This is a genomic window from Kitasatospora sp. NPDC036755 (genome assembly GCF_040636595.1).
Classification (GTDB): domain Bacteria; phylum Actinomycetota; class Actinomycetes; order Streptomycetales; family Streptomycetaceae; genus Kitasatospora.
This window is the reverse complement of sequence record NZ_JBEZUT010000011.1, coordinates 35775-52478: the sequence shown is the minus strand read 5'-3', so window position 1 is coordinate 52478 and position 16704 is coordinate 35775. Positions and strand designations below refer to the sequence as shown.

At 71.8% G+C, this 16704-nt stretch carries 14 protein-coding genes, 1 tRNA gene and 1 pseudogene; 9 read left to right on the top strand and 7 right to left on the bottom strand.

Annotation, left to right across the window (positions count from 1 at the left end; all coding sequences use genetic code 11):
* Positions 1–230: 230 nt before the first annotated feature.
* Positions 231–1349 carry a glycosyltransferase gene (locus AB0E96_RS03205; protein ID WP_359817805.1) on the top strand — a complete coding sequence of 373 codons (1119 nt, stop codon included), beginning with the start codon at positions 231–233 and terminating at the stop codon, positions 1347–1349.
* Positions 1350–1410: 61 nt separating this feature from the next.
* Here AB0E96_RS03205 and AB0E96_RS03200 read toward each other — a convergent pair whose 3' ends face one another.
* On the bottom strand, positions 1411–2673 hold the full coding sequence (locus AB0E96_RS03200; RefSeq protein WP_359817803.1) for an MFS transporter: 1263 nt from the start codon (positions 2671–2673) through the stop codon (positions 1411–1413).
* A gap of 176 nt (positions 2674–2849) precedes the next feature.
* On the opposite strand from AB0E96_RS03200, the gene AB0E96_RS03195 reads away from it, so the two are divergent.
* On the top strand, positions 2850–3839 hold the full coding sequence (locus AB0E96_RS03195; protein WP_359817801.1) for a LysR family transcriptional regulator: 990 nt from the start codon (positions 2850–2852) through the stop codon (positions 3837–3839).
* Between the two features lie 227 nt (positions 3840–4066).
* Here the strand turns inward: AB0E96_RS03195 and AB0E96_RS03190 are convergent, their stop codons facing one another.
* Positions 4067–4246 (bottom strand): hypothetical protein, encoded by a 180-nt coding sequence (locus tag AB0E96_RS03190; RefSeq protein WP_359817799.1) that lies wholly within the window; start codon positions 4244–4246, stop codon positions 4067–4069.
* 141 nt (positions 4247–4387) lie between these two features.
* On the opposite strand from AB0E96_RS03190, the gene AB0E96_RS03185 reads away from it, so the two are divergent.
* Positions 4388–4516, top strand: a complete 129-nt coding sequence (locus AB0E96_RS03185) for an integrase (protein ID WP_359817797.1) — start codon at positions 4388–4390, stop codon at positions 4514–4516.
* A gap of 71 nt (positions 4517–4587) precedes the next feature.
* On the opposite strand, the gene AB0E96_RS03180 is transcribed toward AB0E96_RS03185, so the two are convergent.
* Positions 4588–4661, bottom strand: a tRNA-Gly gene (locus AB0E96_RS03180).
* 274 nt (positions 4662–4935) lie between these two features.
* Between AB0E96_RS03180 and AB0E96_RS03175 the strand changes: the two genes are divergently transcribed.
* Complete coding sequence (locus AB0E96_RS03175; RefSeq protein ID WP_174315667.1) at positions 4936–5157, top strand: hypothetical protein; 222 nt, start codon at positions 4936–4938, stop codon at positions 5155–5157.
* A 71-nt stretch (positions 5158–5228) separates the two neighbouring features.
* Complete coding sequence (gene dcd, locus AB0E96_RS03170) at positions 5229–5804, top strand: dCTP deaminase (protein WP_359817795.1); 576 nt, start codon at positions 5229–5231, stop codon at positions 5802–5804.
* Between the two features lie 80 nt (positions 5805–5884).
* Here dcd and AB0E96_RS03165 read toward each other — a convergent pair whose 3' ends face one another.
* The 4 genes and pseudogenes from AB0E96_RS03165 to AB0E96_RS03150 form a co-directional block, all read right to left on the bottom strand.
* The gene (locus AB0E96_RS03165) at positions 5885–6775 is read right to left on the bottom strand and encodes a metal-dependent hydrolase (RefSeq protein WP_359817793.1); all 891 of its coding nucleotides are present in this window, start codon (positions 6773–6775) and stop codon (positions 5885–5887) included.
* A 91-nt stretch (positions 6776–6866) separates the two neighbouring features.
* Positions 6867–7919, bottom strand: coding sequence for a YIP1 family protein (locus AB0E96_RS03160; RefSeq protein ID WP_359817792.1), 1053 nt, complete (start codon positions 7917–7919; stop codon positions 6867–6869).
* Between the two features lie 192 nt (positions 7920–8111).
* Positions 8112–9185 (bottom strand): annotated as a pseudogene (locus AB0E96_RS03155) (NDP-sugar synthase); the annotation flags it as partial.
* Positions 9186–9561: 376 nt separating this feature from the next.
* Complete coding sequence (locus AB0E96_RS03150; RefSeq protein WP_359817790.1) at positions 9562–11787, bottom strand: heterodisulfide reductase-related iron-sulfur binding cluster; 2226 nt, start codon at positions 11785–11787, stop codon at positions 9562–9564.
* Positions 11788–12158: 371 nt separating this feature from the next.
* On the opposite strand from AB0E96_RS03150, the gene dnaK reads away from it, so the two are divergent.
* The 4 genes from dnaK to AB0E96_RS03130 all read left to right on the top strand — a co-directional run bounded on the left by dnaK (position 12159) and on the right by AB0E96_RS03130 (position 16542).
* Positions 12159–14000, top strand: a complete 1842-nt coding sequence (gene dnaK / locus AB0E96_RS03145) for a molecular chaperone DnaK (protein WP_359817788.1) — start codon at positions 12159–12161, stop codon at positions 13998–14000.
* A complete protein-coding gene (gene grpE, locus AB0E96_RS03140) occupies positions 13997–14614 on the top strand; it encodes a nucleotide exchange factor GrpE (RefSeq protein ID WP_359817786.1) in 618 nt (205 codons plus the stop codon). Before dnaK ends, grpE begins: the two co-directional genes overlap by 4 nt.
* A 223-nt stretch (positions 14615–14837) precedes the next feature.
* Positions 14838–16004 carry a molecular chaperone DnaJ gene (gene dnaJ, locus AB0E96_RS03135; RefSeq protein ID WP_359817784.1) on the top strand — a complete coding sequence of 389 codons (1167 nt, stop codon included), beginning with the start codon at positions 14838–14840 and terminating at the stop codon, positions 16002–16004.
* A gap of 7 nt (positions 16005–16011) precedes the next feature.
* Positions 16012–16542: a helix-turn-helix domain-containing protein gene (locus AB0E96_RS03130; RefSeq protein ID WP_359817782.1), complete on the top strand. Its 531-nt coding sequence runs from the start codon at positions 16012–16014 to the stop codon at positions 16540–16542.
* Positions 16543–16704 lie beyond the last annotated feature (162 nt).

Below are 16704 nucleotides of genomic sequence, written 5' to 3'. Positions count from 1 at the left end.
GGCCGACCGCCGGGAGGGCGCGGGCGACGGCGCGGGCGACGGCGCGGACACGGCACGGCCGACGGGCGCACACCACCCGCACGACCGGCGCTCGGAGCACACCGTCGCCCCGGAGGCAAGCCCCGCTCCAGAAAGTCCGATTACCGCGCATGGTCATCCCCATCGAATTGACTGAACGTCAACTTCAAAGGTGAGACTGCCTCGACAGCAACATTCGCAAGGAGACCACCATGCGCATACTCTTCGTCGGCCCCGCCTCGGCCGGCCACCTCTACCCGATGGTGCCCACCGCCCAGGCGTTGCGCGCCGCCGGGCACGAGGCCCTGTTCGCCACCGGACAGCCGATCGACGTGATCAAGTCCGCGGGCTTCCCGGTCGTGGAGATCGGTGACGGCCGGGGCCTGCGGGAGATCATCGAGGAGCGCCTGGGCGGCAAGGTCCAGTACGTGCTCCCGAACACGACCCAGGAGGAGATCTTCGACCGGGCGGCCGCGATGTTCGCGCACGCCTCCCGTCCCGCCGTGGACGACCTGCTGGCGGCCGCCACCGACTGGGGCGCCGACCTGATCGTCCACGACTCGTTCCAGGCCGCTCCCCCGCTGGTCGCCGCCCGGCTCAAGATCCCGGCGGTGGTCCACAACTTCGGTGCCACCCCCGGCATCCCCATGGTCGAACTGGTCGCCTCGCACATGTCCGACCTGTACGAGCGGTGGGGCGTGTCCGGCCCGACCGTCACCGCGGCGCTCAACGTCGGCCCGCTCGGCGGCGACCCGGACGGCCTGCGGGTGCGCTACGTCCCGTACAACGGCGGCGGCACCGTCCCGGCCGAGTTCCTCCGCGAGCCCGAGCGCCCGCGGGTGGTCGTCACCCTCGGCACCGTGCTCGCCGAGATCGACGGCGTCCGCGCGGTGGTCCGCCTGGTCGAGGCGGCGGCCGACGTCGACGCCGACTTCCTGCTCGCGGTCGGCGGCGCCGACCTCGCCCCGCTCGGCACCCTGCCCGACAACGTCCGCGGCCTGCCCTGGGTCCCGCTCAACGAGCTGCTCGGTCGCGCCGACGCCCTGATCCACCACGGTGGTTCGGGCACCATGCTGACCGCCCTCCAGGCCGGCCTGCCCCAGCTGGTGCTCCCCCAGGGCGCCGACCACTTCGTCAACGCCGAGGCCCTCTCCGCCACCGGCGCCGCGCTGACCTCCACCTCCGACGCCGTCGACACCCCGCTGCTCACCCGCCTCCTCACCGACGCCGCGCTGCGCGACGCCGCCCACCGCCTGCGGGCCGACAACACCGCCCTGCCCAGCCCGGCCGCCCTGGTCCCCGCCCTGGAGAAGCTCGCCGACCGCCCCTGACACCCCGCTCCGCGACAGCCGCAGGCCCACCGGCCCGCGGCTGCCGCGCGCGGGGGCGTGGTCATGCGGGTGTCCGCCGCACCGGCGGCGGTGTTCCCGGTACGGCGTCCGGTCCCGCCGTGCCTCCCGCCCGGGGCAGCAGGAGCGGGGTGGCCAGGACGAGCAGTCCCGCGACCGCGAGGGCGGTGCGCGGACCGGTCGCGGCGGCGAGCAGCCCGCCGAGCGCGGTGCAGACGGCGATGGAGGCCTGCTGGCCGATCGACCAGGCCGACAGGGTGCGGGCGACGAGGTGCTGGGGTGTGCGTTCCAGCCGGTAGGTGGCGAGCACCGGGTTGAACAGGCTCATGTTGACGATGATCGCCAGCTCGACGGCCATCACGGTGACGAGGCCGGCCACGCCGGGCCGGACGAAGACCAGACCGATCAGCCAGACGGCGCGCAGGGCACCCACGACCCGCAGGACCCGGTCCCGGCCGTGGCGCTCCACGACCCTCCGGGCCAGCCGGGAGCCGACCAGCCCGCCGAGGCAGGGGGCGGCGAAGGCCAGGCCGTACTGCCAAGGCGCGAAGTGGAGTTGGCGGAGCAGGAGCACCGCGAGGACCGGCTCGGTGGCCATGATCAGACCGGCGACGAGCATGTTGTTGAGGTACAGCGACCGCAGCCCCGGATCGCCTGTGATGTGCCGCCAGCCGTCGAGCACCGCCCCCGCCCTGACCGGGTTCCCGCCGGCCCGCCGCGGCAGCTCCTCCCGGCCGCGGATCGCGGTGACGGCCAGCGCCGAGAACAGGTAGCTGAGCGCGTCGGCCACCACGGTGGTGACCGGCCCGAGCCGGCCGACCGCCGCCCCGCCCAGCGGCGGCCCGATCGCGATGGAGCTCCAGTTCGTGGACTCGAAGCGCGCGTTGGCCACGAGCAGGTCCTCCGGCCGGACCAGGGCCTTGAGGTAGGCGCCGCTCGCCGCACCGAACGCGATCCTGGCCGCGGCCATCACGACCGAGACCACCAGCAGGTGGGCGAAGCGGAGGACTCCGAGGGCGTGGGCGACCGGGATCGTCGCCATCGCCGCGAACCGGACCAGATCCGTCGCGATCATCACCGGGCGCTTGCGCCGGACCTCCACCCACGGCGCGAGCGGCACCGCGACCAGCGCACCCACCGCGGGCCCCACCGCGGACAGCGCGGACACCTCGGCGGGGCCGGCGCGCAGCACCAGGACGGCGATCAGCGGCAGAGCCCCGAACCCCAGCCCGGACCCGTACGCGCTCACCGCGTACGCCGCCCACAGCCAGCCGAACCGCCGGCCCAGCCGCTTCCCGCCCACCATGCCCGGAGTGCTCCCCTCGGTGCCCCGGCCGCGCCCGTACGGGCCGGCCTCCGTCGACCTCCCCTGGCCTCGACCGGCCTCGGCGGATGAGAGCCAACCCGGCGGTGCGGCGGCGGGTCAAACAACCGACTCACCCGCCCGGCACAACCACCGGTTGTTCCCTAAGGTGGATCGGCGTGGACCTCGAAGCAGTGCGCACCTTCGCCGCCGTCGCGGACGCCGGCCAGTTCCAGAAGGCCGCCGTCGACCTGTCGGTCACCCAGCAGGCAGTCTCCAAGCGCGTCGCCGCCCTGGAACGCGACCTCGGCGTGCGGCTGTTCACCCGCACCCCCCGCGGCGCCGAACTCACCATCGACGGACAGGCGTTCCTCCCCCACGCCCGCGAGCTGCTGCGCACCGCCGAACGCGCCGTCGCCTCCGTGCGCACCGACCACCGCCCGCTGCGGGTCGACGTGATCAACTCGCGCGGCGCCGCCTCCGGCCTGATGCGCGGCTTCCACCACGCGCACCCGGACGTCGACCTCGACGTGCTGATGCTGCTCGACATCGAGGCCGCCCTCGCCGCCCTCCGCTCCGGCGCGCTCGACGCGACCTTCCGCGCCGTCGCCATGCCAGGCCGCCCCCTGCCCGAGGACATCGCGTCCGTCCGCGTCCTCGACGAACCGCTCCAGCTCCTCACCGGCCCCGCCCACCCCCTCGCGGACGCCGACTCCGTGACCGTCGCCGAGCTGGTCGGCCACCGCATCTGGATGCCCGGCATCCTCCCCGGCAGCGAGTGGGCCGCCTACTACGACGACCTCGTCGCCGAGTTCGGCCTCACCATCGAGGCCACCGGGCCCAACTTCGGCTCCGACGCCCTCCTCGACACCATCGCCGGCACCCCGGCCCTGGCCACCTTCATGAGCGAGCGGACCCGCCTCGTCTGGCCCGCCGGCCACGGCCTGCGCCGCATCCCGGTCACCGGTCCGACGCCCGTCTACCCCCACTCACTCCTCTGGCACCGCGACAACCCCCACCCCGCCCTGCCCACCCTCCGCGCCCACCTCGCCACCACCCCCACCCCCGGCGCCCCCGCCACCTGGACCCCCGCCTGGATCCGCCCCCACCGAGACCCCACCGCCCCGCCCGCCCGGCCCCGGAAAACGCGACAGGCCCAGGTCGTATGACCTGGGCCTTCGCCGCTGGAGCGGGCGCCGAGAACCGAACTCGCGCTCCCAGCTTGGTCAGCTCGCCACCCTCGCGGCGGAACCATGGCCCTGGCGTGCAGTCACGCTGCCCCGGTGTCGTCGCAGCCTTGACGGGCCGCACCGCCGCTTACCGTGATTTACCGGCCGAGACTGCCTCTTGCGGCATGGATGAGACACGGATCATGTGGCTCACCAAGGCGGGTCGGTCAGTCGTCCTCTCGTGTCGGGCGGCGATGGCTGGCGATGGCTGCGGCTAGCGCGAGAATCGCTTCGACCTGGGCCATCTGGATGCGCAACTCCGGGTTGCCTTTGACTGAGAACGACTTCGGGTTCAGCATCGCGAGAAGCTCTTCGGCCCTGGACACGTGTGTGGGGTAGTCAGCCATGTGAGCACGGTAGCTTCGACGCTCGGGCGGTGGAGCGGTTTCGGCCGGTGTCCTGCCTGGTTCGGGGTCGAGCGTGATCGAGGGGCCGCAAGCTGTCGCGACTCGGTCAGGGCTCCTTGGGCCTGACCGCAATCTGGCCGAGTGGCCCCCCGGGCCGCGCTGATCTACCAGCACGCCACCAGCGAGCGGGACAAGAAGATCGCGGACGGCATGGACGCAGCGATCAACGATGCCCTCGGTCGGGGCACGACACCGCTCGACCAGCCGTAGAGGCACGCAGGGGGCACTGGAGGAACCCGGAAATGCGAAAGCCCCAGGCCGCTGGCCTGGGGCTTTACTGCTGGAGCGGGCGACGAGAATCGAACTCGCGCTCTAAGCTTGGGAAGCTCATGTTCTACCATTAAACTACGCCCGCCTGATGAGCCGTCAGAGACCGCTCGATCCAGTGTCACTGTACCCCATCTGCGACGGTGGTTGCACGGGGGGTCCGCGGACGTGGCGGAGAGCGGTGGGGCGGGTGCGGGGGCGTACTGTTTGGGCCGCGTGCGAGTGCTCCGGTGGGTGGGAGCCGAGGCGGCGAGCCATGGTGAGGAATGTCCGGAACATCCCCTAATGTGACGCTGTCCCGGGGCTCGGCCGCCGGGGTGCGAGTACGGGTGAGTACTGGGTTAGGGATGGGAAGGGGATCGATGGAGCAGCGCGCCGTCGTTCGTTGTGCCGAGGGGCACCTGTTCAGCACCACCACGTTCCCGATGCAGAACCTCGGTCCGGGCCGGCTCGGGCCCGGACGGTTGATCCGCTGTCCGCAGTGCGGACGGCTGCGGAGTTCGGTGCTGGCCGACGTGCGGGAGCTGTCGGAGCCGCAACTGGCGCGGGCGATGCGGCTGGAGGCCGCGGAGTTCCTGGCCTGACGGCGGACGGACGGAGTGACGGGCCCCGGGCGGATTCGTCCGGGGCCCTTTCTTGCACGTAACCTCGAAGCGTGCTGCTCTCTGACAAGGACATCCGGACCGAAATCGACCTGGGTCGGGTCGGCATCGACCCCTTCGACCCGGCGATGATCCAGCCGTCGAGTATCGACGTGCGCCTCGACCGCTTCTTCCGCGTGTTCGAGAACCACAAGTACCCGCACATCGACCCCTCCGAGGAGCAGCCGGACCTGACCCGGCTGGTCGAGCCGGACGGCGACGAGGCGTTCATCCTGCACCCCGGCGAGTTCGTGCTGGCCTCGACGTACGAGGTCATCACGCTGCCCGACGACGTCGCATCCCGGCTGGAGGGCAAGTCGAGCCTGGGCCGCCTGGGCCTGCTCACCCACTCCACGGCCGGCTTCATCGACCCGGGCTTCAGCGGCCACGTGACCCTGGAGCTGTCGAACGTCGCGACGCTGCCGATCAAGCTCTACCCGGGCATGAAGATCGGGCAGCTGTGCCTGTTCCGGCTCTCCTCGCCCTCGGAGCACCCGTACGGCTCGGAGCGCTACGGCTCGCGTTACCAGGGCCAGCGCGGCCCGACGCCGTCCCGCTCGTACCTGAACTTCCACCAGACCAAGATCTGACCGCGGGACCGACGGAGCGCACGCACGACGGGCGGCCGCCCCCGTCCGAGGACGGACGGGGCGGCCGCCCGTGGCGTTTCTCAGGCCCGCTCGGGGCTGGTGACGGCGACCAGCTCGGTGCCGTCCTCGGACAGCCGCAGCTCGGTGCGCAGCCCGGCCAGCTCGCCGAGGTGGTGCAGGTGGGTGCCGCCGCAGAAGATCTGCGCGCCGCCCTCGGGCAGCTCGCAGTGCCACTGGCGGCGGGCGGTGAGCTCGGGGCCGGGCACCTCGATGCGGACCGGGGCATCGGCGGCGACCCAGGCGGCCAGCCGCTCGTTGACGGCCTCGGTGAGGGCCGGCAGGGCATCGGCGAGGGCCGGGAACTCCTCGGTGGCGTCCACCGTGAAGCCCTTCTTCTTCAGCGACTTGCCGAGCCGGTAGGTGTCGGTGCTGGCCGCGGTGTCCATCACCGAGCTCGCCATGGCGAGGCTGTCGAAGTCCGGGTGGCCGAAGGCGTCCGAGCGGCCCGGGTCCTTGCGCCAGCGCGGGGCGAGCGCGGCGTTCAGGGCGAGGGCGAGCAGGTGGCAGCCGCTGTGCGAGGCGCTGAGGGCGCCCCGGCGGTCGGCGTCGACGGCGAGCGCCGCGGTGCGGCCGACGAGGTCCCCCGGGTCGCCGTCGACGACGTGCAGGACCAGCCAGGACCACTCCTCGTCACCGCGCCGGACCGGGATGTCGGCGCCGACCAGCGGTTCCCCGCCCTCCGGGCCGACGGCGCCGGTCAGGCAGTCGACCACGGCCAGTTCGGTGCCGTCCACGGTCAGGGTGCCGTGGTCGGCCGGCTGGTCGGGCCAGGTGTGGTCGAGCGGGTGGAACGGGGTCGCCTCGGTGACGACGGCGTACCGGCCGTCGGCCAGCGGGTGCACCGCGAGCACCGGGGACTCGCCGGTCACCGCCCCGGCCGGGAAGCTGACGTGGGTGGTGGGGAGGGTCATGCCTGGCTCCGGTGAAGGTGGACGACGAGGGTGGCGGGCCCGGCGCTCGGCCGCGACCCGCCCCCATTCTGCCCTTCGTCCTTCGGAGCCCTCAGCCCAGTGTCGGCAGCTTGATCAGCACCAGCAGCGCGACCAGCTGTATCGCCGACGCGGCCGCGGCCTTGCCCCAGGGCAGGTCGTGCAGCCGCCGGACCATGCTGGTCAGCAGGTACGCGCAGAGCATCCAGGTGGCCCAGCCGACGACCTGGACGACGATGCTGCCGGAGGGCATCACCAGGTCGAGCAGCAGCCGGGGCGCGTCGGTGAGCCAGCCGATCAGCGCGGCCAGGCCGACGGTCGCCTTCCACGGGCCGTCGCCGCCCAGCTGGCGGGCCATCGCGTAGGTGACCCCGCCGAAGAGCGCGCCGGCCACGGTGAAGCCGATCGCGGCGGCGAGGATGCCGGTCAGCGCCACGGTGAAGGTCGAGTTGACGATGTCGTCGTGGGTCAGCCCGATGCCGAGCACCGCGAGCGCGCCGTACAGCAGCGAGACGGTGAGGGCGGGCAGCCAGACCTGGTGGTCCCGGGTGCGGTCGAAGACGGCGGTCGGGGAGCGGAACAGGCCGGTGAACAGCTCGCGCCACTGCGGGCGGGGCCCGGCGACGTGCGGGGCGGACTGGCCGCCGGCCCGGTAGGTGGCGACGTTGTCCTGCCCGTACGGCTGCTGGTCGTAGCCCTGCTCGGAGCCGTAGCCCTGCTCGGAGCCGTAACCCTGCTCGGGACCGTAGCCGTGGTCGGAGCCGTACGGCGGCTGCTGCGGCCCGTGGCCGTCGTCGTAGTAGCCGGGGTGCCCCTGGTACGGCGGCTGCTGCCCGTACGGGCCACCGCCCGCGTACGGGTCGCCGGCCGGGAAGGCCCGGGTGTTGCCGGGCCGGTCCGCCGCGTACGGGTCGTACCCGTCCCCCGCCGGGTGCCCCGAACCTCCGGACGGACCTCCGGACGGACCGCCACCGGGCCCGCCGGGCGCCGCCGGGTGCGAGGCCGTGAAGTACTCCGGCCCGTCCGTTCCCCCGTGCCCCCCGGGCGCCGCCGGCGGCGGAGGGGCCGACCACCCGCCGTGCGGGCGGTCGGCGCCCTGACCGCTGTCGTATCGATTACCAGCCACGGTCCGAAGGTACCCGTCCGGCCCGGCCCGCGTGGGCCCCCGGACGGAGCCGGGGCCGGTTTGCAGCGAGGCTGAGACGAACGGGGCCGAAAACCCTCCGGCCCCGGCCCCGGGGCGCTACCGCTGGGCGCCGACCGACGGCCCGTGGACCGCCGCGGCCGCGCTGGTGCCGGCCGGGCAGCCGCCCGGGCCGGCCGAGGTGCGGACGGCGCCCACCGGCAGCAGGGTGCCGCAGGCGATCCGGATGCCGTTCGGCAGCTCGTTGTCCGACTCCACGATCGCGCCGTCGCCGATCACGGCGCCGTCCAGCGCCGAGCGGTCGCCGACGGTGGCGAAGGCGCCCACGATCGAGTCCTTGACCAGGGTGTCCGGGCCGATCACCGCGCCCGGGAGGATCACGCTGCCCTCGACGATCGCGCCGGCCTCGACCACCGCGTCCTCGGAGACCACCGTGCCGCCGCTGAGCACCGCGCCCCGGTGGACGGTGGCGCCGGGCAGCAGCAGGGCGTCGCCGGTCGGGCCGGGGACGGCCGGGGAGTCGACCTTGCCGAGCACCAGGTCGGCCGAGCCGCGGACGAAGGCCGCCGGGGTGCCCAGGTCCAGCCAGTACGAGGTGTCGACGACGCCGCGCAGCAGCGCGCCGGTCTCGAGCAGCTCGGGGAAGGTCTCGCGCTCGACGGACACCTCGCGGCCGGCCGGGATCCGGTCGATCACGGACCGGGTGAAGACGTAGCAGCCGGCGTTGATCTGGTCGGTGACGATCTGCTCCGGGGTCTCCGGCTTCTCCAGGAACTCCAGCACCCGCCCGTCCTCGTCGGTCGGGACGAGGCCGAAGGCCCGCGGGTCCTCGACCCGGGTGAGGTGCAGGGTCACGTCGGCCCCGGCGGCCACGTGGCCGTCGCGCAGGGCGGCGATGTCGACGCCGGAGAGGATGTCGCCGTTGAAGACCAGCACCGGCTCGTCGGGGCCGCAGGTCAGCCCGGAGGCGGCGTTGCGGATGGCGCCTCCGGTGCCCAGCGGCTCGCGCTCGGTCAGGTAGACGAGCTCGATTCCGTACGGGGTGCCGTCCTGGAAGTGGTCCTCGAACACCTCGGCCAGGTACGAGGTGGCCAGCACGACGCGGGTGACGCCGGCGGCCGCCGCACGGGCCAACTGGTGCGCGATGAACGGGACGCCTGCCACCGGCAGCATCGGCTTGGGGGTGTGGGTGGTCAGCGGACGCAGTCGCGTGCCCTTACCACCGACCAGCATGATCGCCTCGGTCATGGTCTGCGCTGTTCCCCTTGTGGTCTCTGCGGCCCGGCCCGCCGGGCCGACACCTCGTCGTCGGTCGGGACCCGGCCGTCCGGCCGACGCGGGTCGCCACCCGCCCGGGGCTTCCGTCCGGAACGGGTCGACCGGCACGAAGCCGGTCCGGGCCTACTGTATTTGCTTCCGACCGAATGCCCGTCCGGCGCCTGTGCGATTGCCGTCACTCCCCGTACGCCCGCCGTACCGGCGCGGGCCGCCCGGAGAGTCCGAAAGCCCGGCCCGGCGGACGCGTCAGCGGCGTCCACCGGGCCGGGCGGTTGTAGCAGAACTGTCGAACAGCGGGCTCCGCGGCGGTGGTTCAGGAGGCGTTCGGTGCCTGGTCAGGCACTGCTCACGCGTCCACCGTCGCGCTCTGCTCCTCGCTCCCGGCCGGCGGGAGGGCCTTCACCGAGTCGAGCAGCAGCTGGGCCACGTCGACCACCTTCAGGTGCTCCTTGGCCGCGCCCTCGTTCTTCTTGCCGTTGACCGAGTCGGAGAGCATCACCAGGCAGAACGGGCAGGCGGTGGAGACGATGTCCGGGTCGAGCGACAGCGCCTCGTCCACGCGCTCGGTGTTGATCCGCTTGCCGATGCGCTCCTCCATCCACATCCGGGCACCGCCGGCGCCGCAGCAGAAGCCGCGCTCCTTGTGGCGGTGCATCTCCTGCTGGCGCAGACCGGGGACCTTGTCCATGATCTCGCGCGGCGGGCTGTAGACCTTGTTGTGGCGGCCCAGGTAGCAGGGGTCGTGGTAGGTGATCAGGCCCTCGACCGGGTTGACCGGGACGAGCTTGCCCTCGTCGATCAGGTGCTGCAGCAGCTGGGTGTGGTGGATGACCTCGAAGTGGCCGCCCAGCTGCGGGTACTCGTTCGCGATGGTGTTGAAGCAGTGCGGGCAGGTGGCGACGATCCGCTTGACCGGGGCGTCCTCCAGGGCCGCGTTCAGCGTCTCCACGTTCTGCGCGCCGAGCATCTGGAACAGGAACTCGTTGCCCAGGCGGCGGGCGGAGTCACCGGTGCAGGACTCCTCCTTGCCGAGGATCGCGAACTTCACGCCCGCGGTGTGCAGCAGTTCGGCGAAGGCCTTCGTGGTCTTCTTGGCGCGGTCCTCCAGGGCGCCGGCGCAGCCGACCCAGTAGAGGTACTCGACCTCGGCGGGGTCGATGTCCTCGCCGATCACCGGCACCTCGATGCCGGTCTCCTTCTTGAGCTCCTTGACCCAGTCCAGGCGGGCCTTGGTGGCCATGCCCCACGGGTTGCCCTTGTTCTCCAGGTTCTTGAGCATCGTCCCGGCCTCGGTCGGGAACGAGGACTCGATCATCACCTGGTAGCGGCGCATGTCGACGATGTGGTCGATGTGCTCGATGTCCACCGGGCACTGCTCGACGCAGGCGCCGCAGGTGGTGCAGGACCAGAGCACGTCCGGGTCGATGACGCCGTTCTCCTCGGCGGTGCCGATGAGCGGGCGCTCGGCCTCGGCGAGGGCGGCCGCCGGGACGTCCGCGAGCTGCTCGGCGGTGGCCCGCTCCTCGCCCTCCATGTCCTTGCCGCCGCCGGCCAGCAGGTACGGCGCCTTGCCGTAGGCGTGCTCGCGCAGGCTCATGATCAGCAGCTTCGGCGAGAGCGGCTTGCCGGTGTTCCAGGCCGGGCACTGCGACTGGCAGCGGCCGCACTCGGTGCAGGTGGAGAAGTCGAGGATGCCCTTCCAGGAGAAGTGCTCGACCTGGGAGACGCCGAAGACGGCGTCCTCGGCCGGGTCCTCGAAGTCGATCGGCTGACCCTCGCTGGTCATCGGACGGAGGGCGCCGAGCGCGGTGCCGCCGTCCTCCTCGCGCTTGAAGTAGATGTTGAAGAAGCCGAGGAAGCGGTGCCAGGCCACGCCCATCGAGGGGTTGAGGCCGATGGTCGTCGCCCACGCGAACGAGATGCAGATCTTCAGCATCGCGAACAGGTAGATCAGGTTCTCCAGCGTGCCGTGCGACAGGCCGCTCAGCGCGGAGACCAGCGGGTACGAGACCAGGTGCTCCGGCCCGTACGAGTCGACGCCGTTGAGGGCGCCCTCCAGGGCGCGCAGCATCAGGATGCAGAGGCCGATGCCGAGGATCGTGTACTCGACGTAGAAGGCCTGCCAGGCGATGGAGCCGGCGAACCGGGACTTGCGGCCCGACCTGGACGGCAGGCTCATCAGCCGGATCACGATCAGGACCAGGATGCCCAGCGTGGTCAGGGTGCCGATCAGCTCGACGAAGAGCTGCCAGATCATCCAGTGCCCGATGATCGGCAGCGCGAAGTCGGCGTCGAAGAGCTGGCCGAAGGCGTTGACGATGGTCAGCACCAGGCTGAAGAAGCCGACGGCGACGAACCAGTGGGCGATGCCGACGATCCCCCACCGGTTCATCCTGGTGTGGCCGACGAACTCGGTCGCGAGGGTCTTCGCCCGCTGGGCGGGCTGCCCGAAGCGGGTGGAGTCCGGCGCACCGGTGCGGACCACCTTGTAGATGTACAGCGCCGCACGGGCGGCGAGCGCGGTGCCGATCACGAATGTGACCAGCGAGATGACGATCGCTGCTAGCTGCATCGGCTCTCCGTCTCCTGCGGCTTTGCGGTTGAGCAGGCCCTCGGCCCTACGGTTTTCGGAACTGAGTGTACTGGTCGGTAACTTGCCGGGCCGACGGCCCGGACATTACCGGTGCGCAACAGTTCTCCAGAAGATTCCCAAGCTATGGCGGCAGTCACGTGGGCGCACCCCCGCCACGGCGCGGCGGGCCCGCGGACGCCGACCGGGGTGCCGGGGCGCCCGCGGACCGCCCCGCACCCGCCCACATCCGCCCCGCATCCGCCCCGCGCTCAGCAAAGTTGAGCGGGACGAACTCATACCTGTTGACGCGACCCACCGGGTCGTGCATCCTTGAGCCTGTAAAGCTCAACTCTTCCGTGGAGGTATCTACGATGGCACGCGCGGTCGGCATCGACCTCGGTACGACGAACTCGGTCGTCAGCGTTCTGGAGGGTGGCGAGCCCACCGTCATCACGAACGCCGAGGGCGCTCGGACCACGCCGTCCGTCGTCGCCTTCGCGAAGAACGGCGAGGTCCTGGTCGGCGAGGTGGCCAAGCGCCAGGCGGTCACCAACGTCGACCGCACCATCCGCTCGGTCAAGCGCCACATGGGCACCGGGTGGAAGATCAACATCGACGGCAAGGACTTCAACCCCCAGCAGATCTCGGCCTTCGTGCTGCAGAAGCTGAAGCGGGACGCCGAGGCGTACCTGGGCGAGACCGTCACCGACGCCGTCATCACCGTCCCGGCGTACTTCAACGACTCCGAGCGCCAGGCCACCAAGGAGGCCGGCGAGATCGCGGGCCTGAACGTCCTGCGCATCGTCAACGAGCCGACCGCGGCCGCCCTCGCGTACGGCCTCGACAAGGACGACCAGACCATCCTGGTCTTCGACCTCGGCGGCGGCACCTTCGACGTCTCCCTGCTGGAGATCGGCGACGGGGTCGTCGAGGTGAAGGCCACCAACGGTGACAACCACCTCGGTGGCGATGACTGGGACCAGCGCGTCGTCGACCACCTGGTCAAGGTCTTCCAGTCCGGCCACGGCGTCGACCTGTCCAAGGACAAGATGGCCCTCCAGCGTCTGCGCGAGGCCGCCGAGAAGGCGAAGATCGAGCTGTCCTCGTCCTCCGAGACCTCGATCAACCTGCCGTACATCACGGCCTCCGCCGAGGGCCCGCTGCACCTGGACGAGAAGCTCACCCGCGCCCAGTTCCAGCAGCTGACGGCGGACCTGCTGGAGCGCTGCAAGGTCCCGTTCCACAACGTCATCAAGGACGCCGGCATCTCGCTCTCCGAGATCGACCACGTCGTCCTGGTCGGTGGCTCGACCCGCATGCCGGCCGTCGCCGAGCTCGTCAAGGAGCTGACCGGCGGCCAGGACGCCAACAAGGGCGTCAACCCGGACGAGGTCGTCGCCATCGGCGCCGCGCTGCAGGCCGGTGTCCTGAAGGGCGAGGTCAAGGACGTCCTGCTGCTCGACGTCACCCCGCTGTCCCTCGGCATCGAGACCAAGGGCGGCATCATGACCAAGCTGATCGAGCGCAACACCACGATCCCGACCAAGCGCTCCGAGATCTTCACCACGGCCGAGGACAACCAGCCGTCCGTGCAGATCCAGGTCTACCAGGGCGAGCGCGAGATCGCCGCGTACAACAAGAAGCTCGGCATGTTCGAGCTGACCGGCCTGCCGCCGGCGCCGCGCGGCCTGCCGCAGATCGAGGTCACCTTCGACATCGACGCCAACGGCATCATGCACGTCGGTGCCAAGGACCTCGGCACCGGCAAGGAGCAGAAGATGACCGTCACCGGCGGCTCCTCGCTGCCGAAGGACGAGGTCGACCGCATGCGCCGCGAGGCCGAGCAGTACGCCGAGGACGACCACAAGCGTCGCGAGACCGTGGAGACCCGCAACTCCGCCGAGCAGCTCGTCTACTCGACCGAGAAGTTCATCGCCGACAACGCCGACAAGCTGCCGGGCGACGTCAAGACCGAGGTCGAGACCGCCATCGGCGAGCTCAAGGAGGCCCTGAAGGGCGAGGACATCGCGAAGATCCGCGAGGCCTCGGAGAAGGTCTCCACCACCGCGCAGAAGCTCGGCCAGGCGCTGTACGCCAACGCCGACGCCCCCGCCGGTGCCGCCGCTGCCGGTGACTCCGCCCAGGCCAAGGACGACGACGTCGTCGACGCCGAGATCGTGGACGACGAGAAGCCCAAGGGCGGTGCGGCATGACGGACAAGCCGCAGGGTGGCAAGCCCGGCGACGACTCCGCCGCCGAAGAGGCTGTGATCAAGGCTGCCGAGGAGGCCGCCGCGGCCGGCTCCGGAGAGTCCGGTTCGGACGAGGCCGCCGCTGCCAAGCGCGAGCTCGCCGAGCGCACCGGTGACCTCCAGCGCCTCCAGGCCGAGTACCAGAACTACCGCAAGCGGGTCGAGCGCGACCGGCTGACCGTCCGCGAGATCGCCGTCTCCAACATCCTGGAGTCGCTGATCCCGGTCCTGGACGACATCGGCCGCGCCCGCGAGCACGGCGAGGTCACGGGCGGCTTCAAGTCCGTCGCCGAGTCGCTGGAGACGGTCGTCGCCAAGCTGGGCCTGCAGCAGTTCGGCAAGGAGGGCGAGCCCTTCGACCCGACCATGCACGAGGCGCTGATGCACAGCTACTCCTCGGACGTCACCGAGGACACCTGTGTGCAGATCCTCCAGCCCGGCTACCGCATCGGCGAGCGGATCATCCGCCCGGCGATGGTGGCCGTCGCGGAGCCCCAGCCCGGCAGCCAGGCGTCCTCGGACGCCGAGGCGAAGTCCGCCGACGCGGACAAGTCCGACGGTGGCTCGGACAGCTGACAACCTGTGACAGCTGACACCCAGTGCGCTGCGGAGTCGTACGCCGGCCAGTACGGCGGCCGGCTCCGCAGCGCTCTGTCAACAGCCCTTCGCCCGGTGCCTGTTGACAGTTCTGTGACGATGGACATCGGGAGGTGGCGGAAGCCGTGAGCGAGCGCAGCGAGCGAACCGTTGAGGGGCGCGTGTACCGCTCTGCGGCTGCCGAGTGCAGCGAGGTGGACGCATGAGCGGCAAGGACTACGTGGAGAAGGACTACTACAAGGTCCTCGGCGTGCCCAAGGACGCCACCGCCACCGAGATCAAGAAGACCTACCGCAAGCTCGCGCGCGAGTTCCACCCCGACGCCAACAAGGGTGACGCCAAGGCCGAGGAGCGGTTCAAGGACATCTCCGAGGCGTACGACGTCCTCTCCGACGAGAAGCGCCGCAAGGAGTACGACGAGGCCCGCAGCCTCTTCGCCAACGGCGGCTTCCGGGCCGCCGGCGGCCCCGGCGGCACCGGCAGCTACAGCTTCGACTTCGGCGACCTCTTCAGCGGGAGCCAGGGCGGCCCCGGCGGCGGTGGCGGCGGCATCGGCGACGTCTTCGGCGGCCTCTTCAACCGCGGCGGCACCCGGCAGGCCCAGCCCCGGCGCGGCGCGGACGTCGAGACCGAGGTGACGCTCTCCTTCGAGGAGGCGGTGGACGGCGCGACCGTCCCGCTGCGGATGACCAGCCAGGCCCCCTGCCGCACCTGCAACGGCACCGGCGCCAAGTCCGGCACCACCCCGCGGGTCTGTCCGACCTGCGTCGGCGCGGGCACCGTCAGCCGCGGCCAGGGCGCCTTCGCGCTCTCCGAGCCGTGCAAGGACTGCCGCGGCCGGGGCATGATCGTCGACGACCCGTGCACCGACTGCCACGGCAGCGGCCGGGCCAGCTCGGCCCGCACCATGCAGGTCCGGATCCCGGCCGGCGTCCAGGCCGACCAGCGCATCCGGCTGAAGGGCAAGGGCGCCCAGGGCGAGCGCGGCGGGCAGCCCGGTGACCTCTACGTCACCGTGCACGTCGACCCGCACCCGGTCTTCGGGCGCAAGGGCGACAACCTCACCGTCACCGTCCCGGTCACCTTCCCCGAGGCCACGCTCGGCGCCACCATCGAGGTGCCCACGCTGAACGGTCCGGCGGTGAAGCTCAAGCTGCCCCCGGGCAGCGCCAACGGCCTCACCATGCGCGCCCGCGGCAAGGGCGCCACCCGCAAGGACGGCACCCGCGGCGACCTCCTCGTCACCGTCGAGGTCGTGGTGCCCCGGCACGTCACCGGCGACGCGCTGAACGCCCTCGAGCAGTACCGCGAGGCCACCGCCTCCGACGATCCGCGCGCCGCCCTGTTCCGGGCGGCGAAGGGAGCGTGACGACCAGATGTCCCCGATGAATCCGATCGACCCCGACACCCCGATCGGCGCCGGCCTCGGCGAGGGCCTGCCCGGCGCCGGCCCCCGCCGCACCCGCCGGGCCGCCGCGGCACCGCCGCCGTACGTCCTCACCGAGGACACCCCGGTGTACGTCATCTCCGTGGCCGCCGAGCTGTCCGGTCTGCACCCGCAGACCCTGCGCCAGTACGACCGCCTCGGCCTGGTCTGCCCCGACCGCACCGCCGGCCGCGGCCGCCGCTACTCCGCGCGCGACATCCAGCAGTTGCGCGAGGTCCAGCGGCTCTCCCAGGACGAGGGCATCAACCTGGCGGGCATCAAGCGGATCATCGAGCTGGAGAACCAGGTCACCGCCCTCCAGTCCCGCATCGCGGAACTGGTCGACTCCCTGGAGGGCGCGGCCACGGCCCTCCAGCAGCGCGAGGCGGCCGTCCACGCCTCCTACCGCCGCGACCTCGTCCCGTACCAGCCGCCCACCCCGCAGTCCAGCGCTCTGGTGGTCTGGCGCCCCAAGCGCTGACGGGACCATCCACCGGCCGCCGGCCCCTCCTCCCGGGGGGTGCCGGCGGCTGCCGTGTGGTGAGAGAGTGTCGATCCGGCGACCGGCCCTGGTTCAGGGGGGAGCGGCGATCTCATCGTCAGTAATGGTCACCCGCCCTAGGATCTGATGGAACGGGTCCCG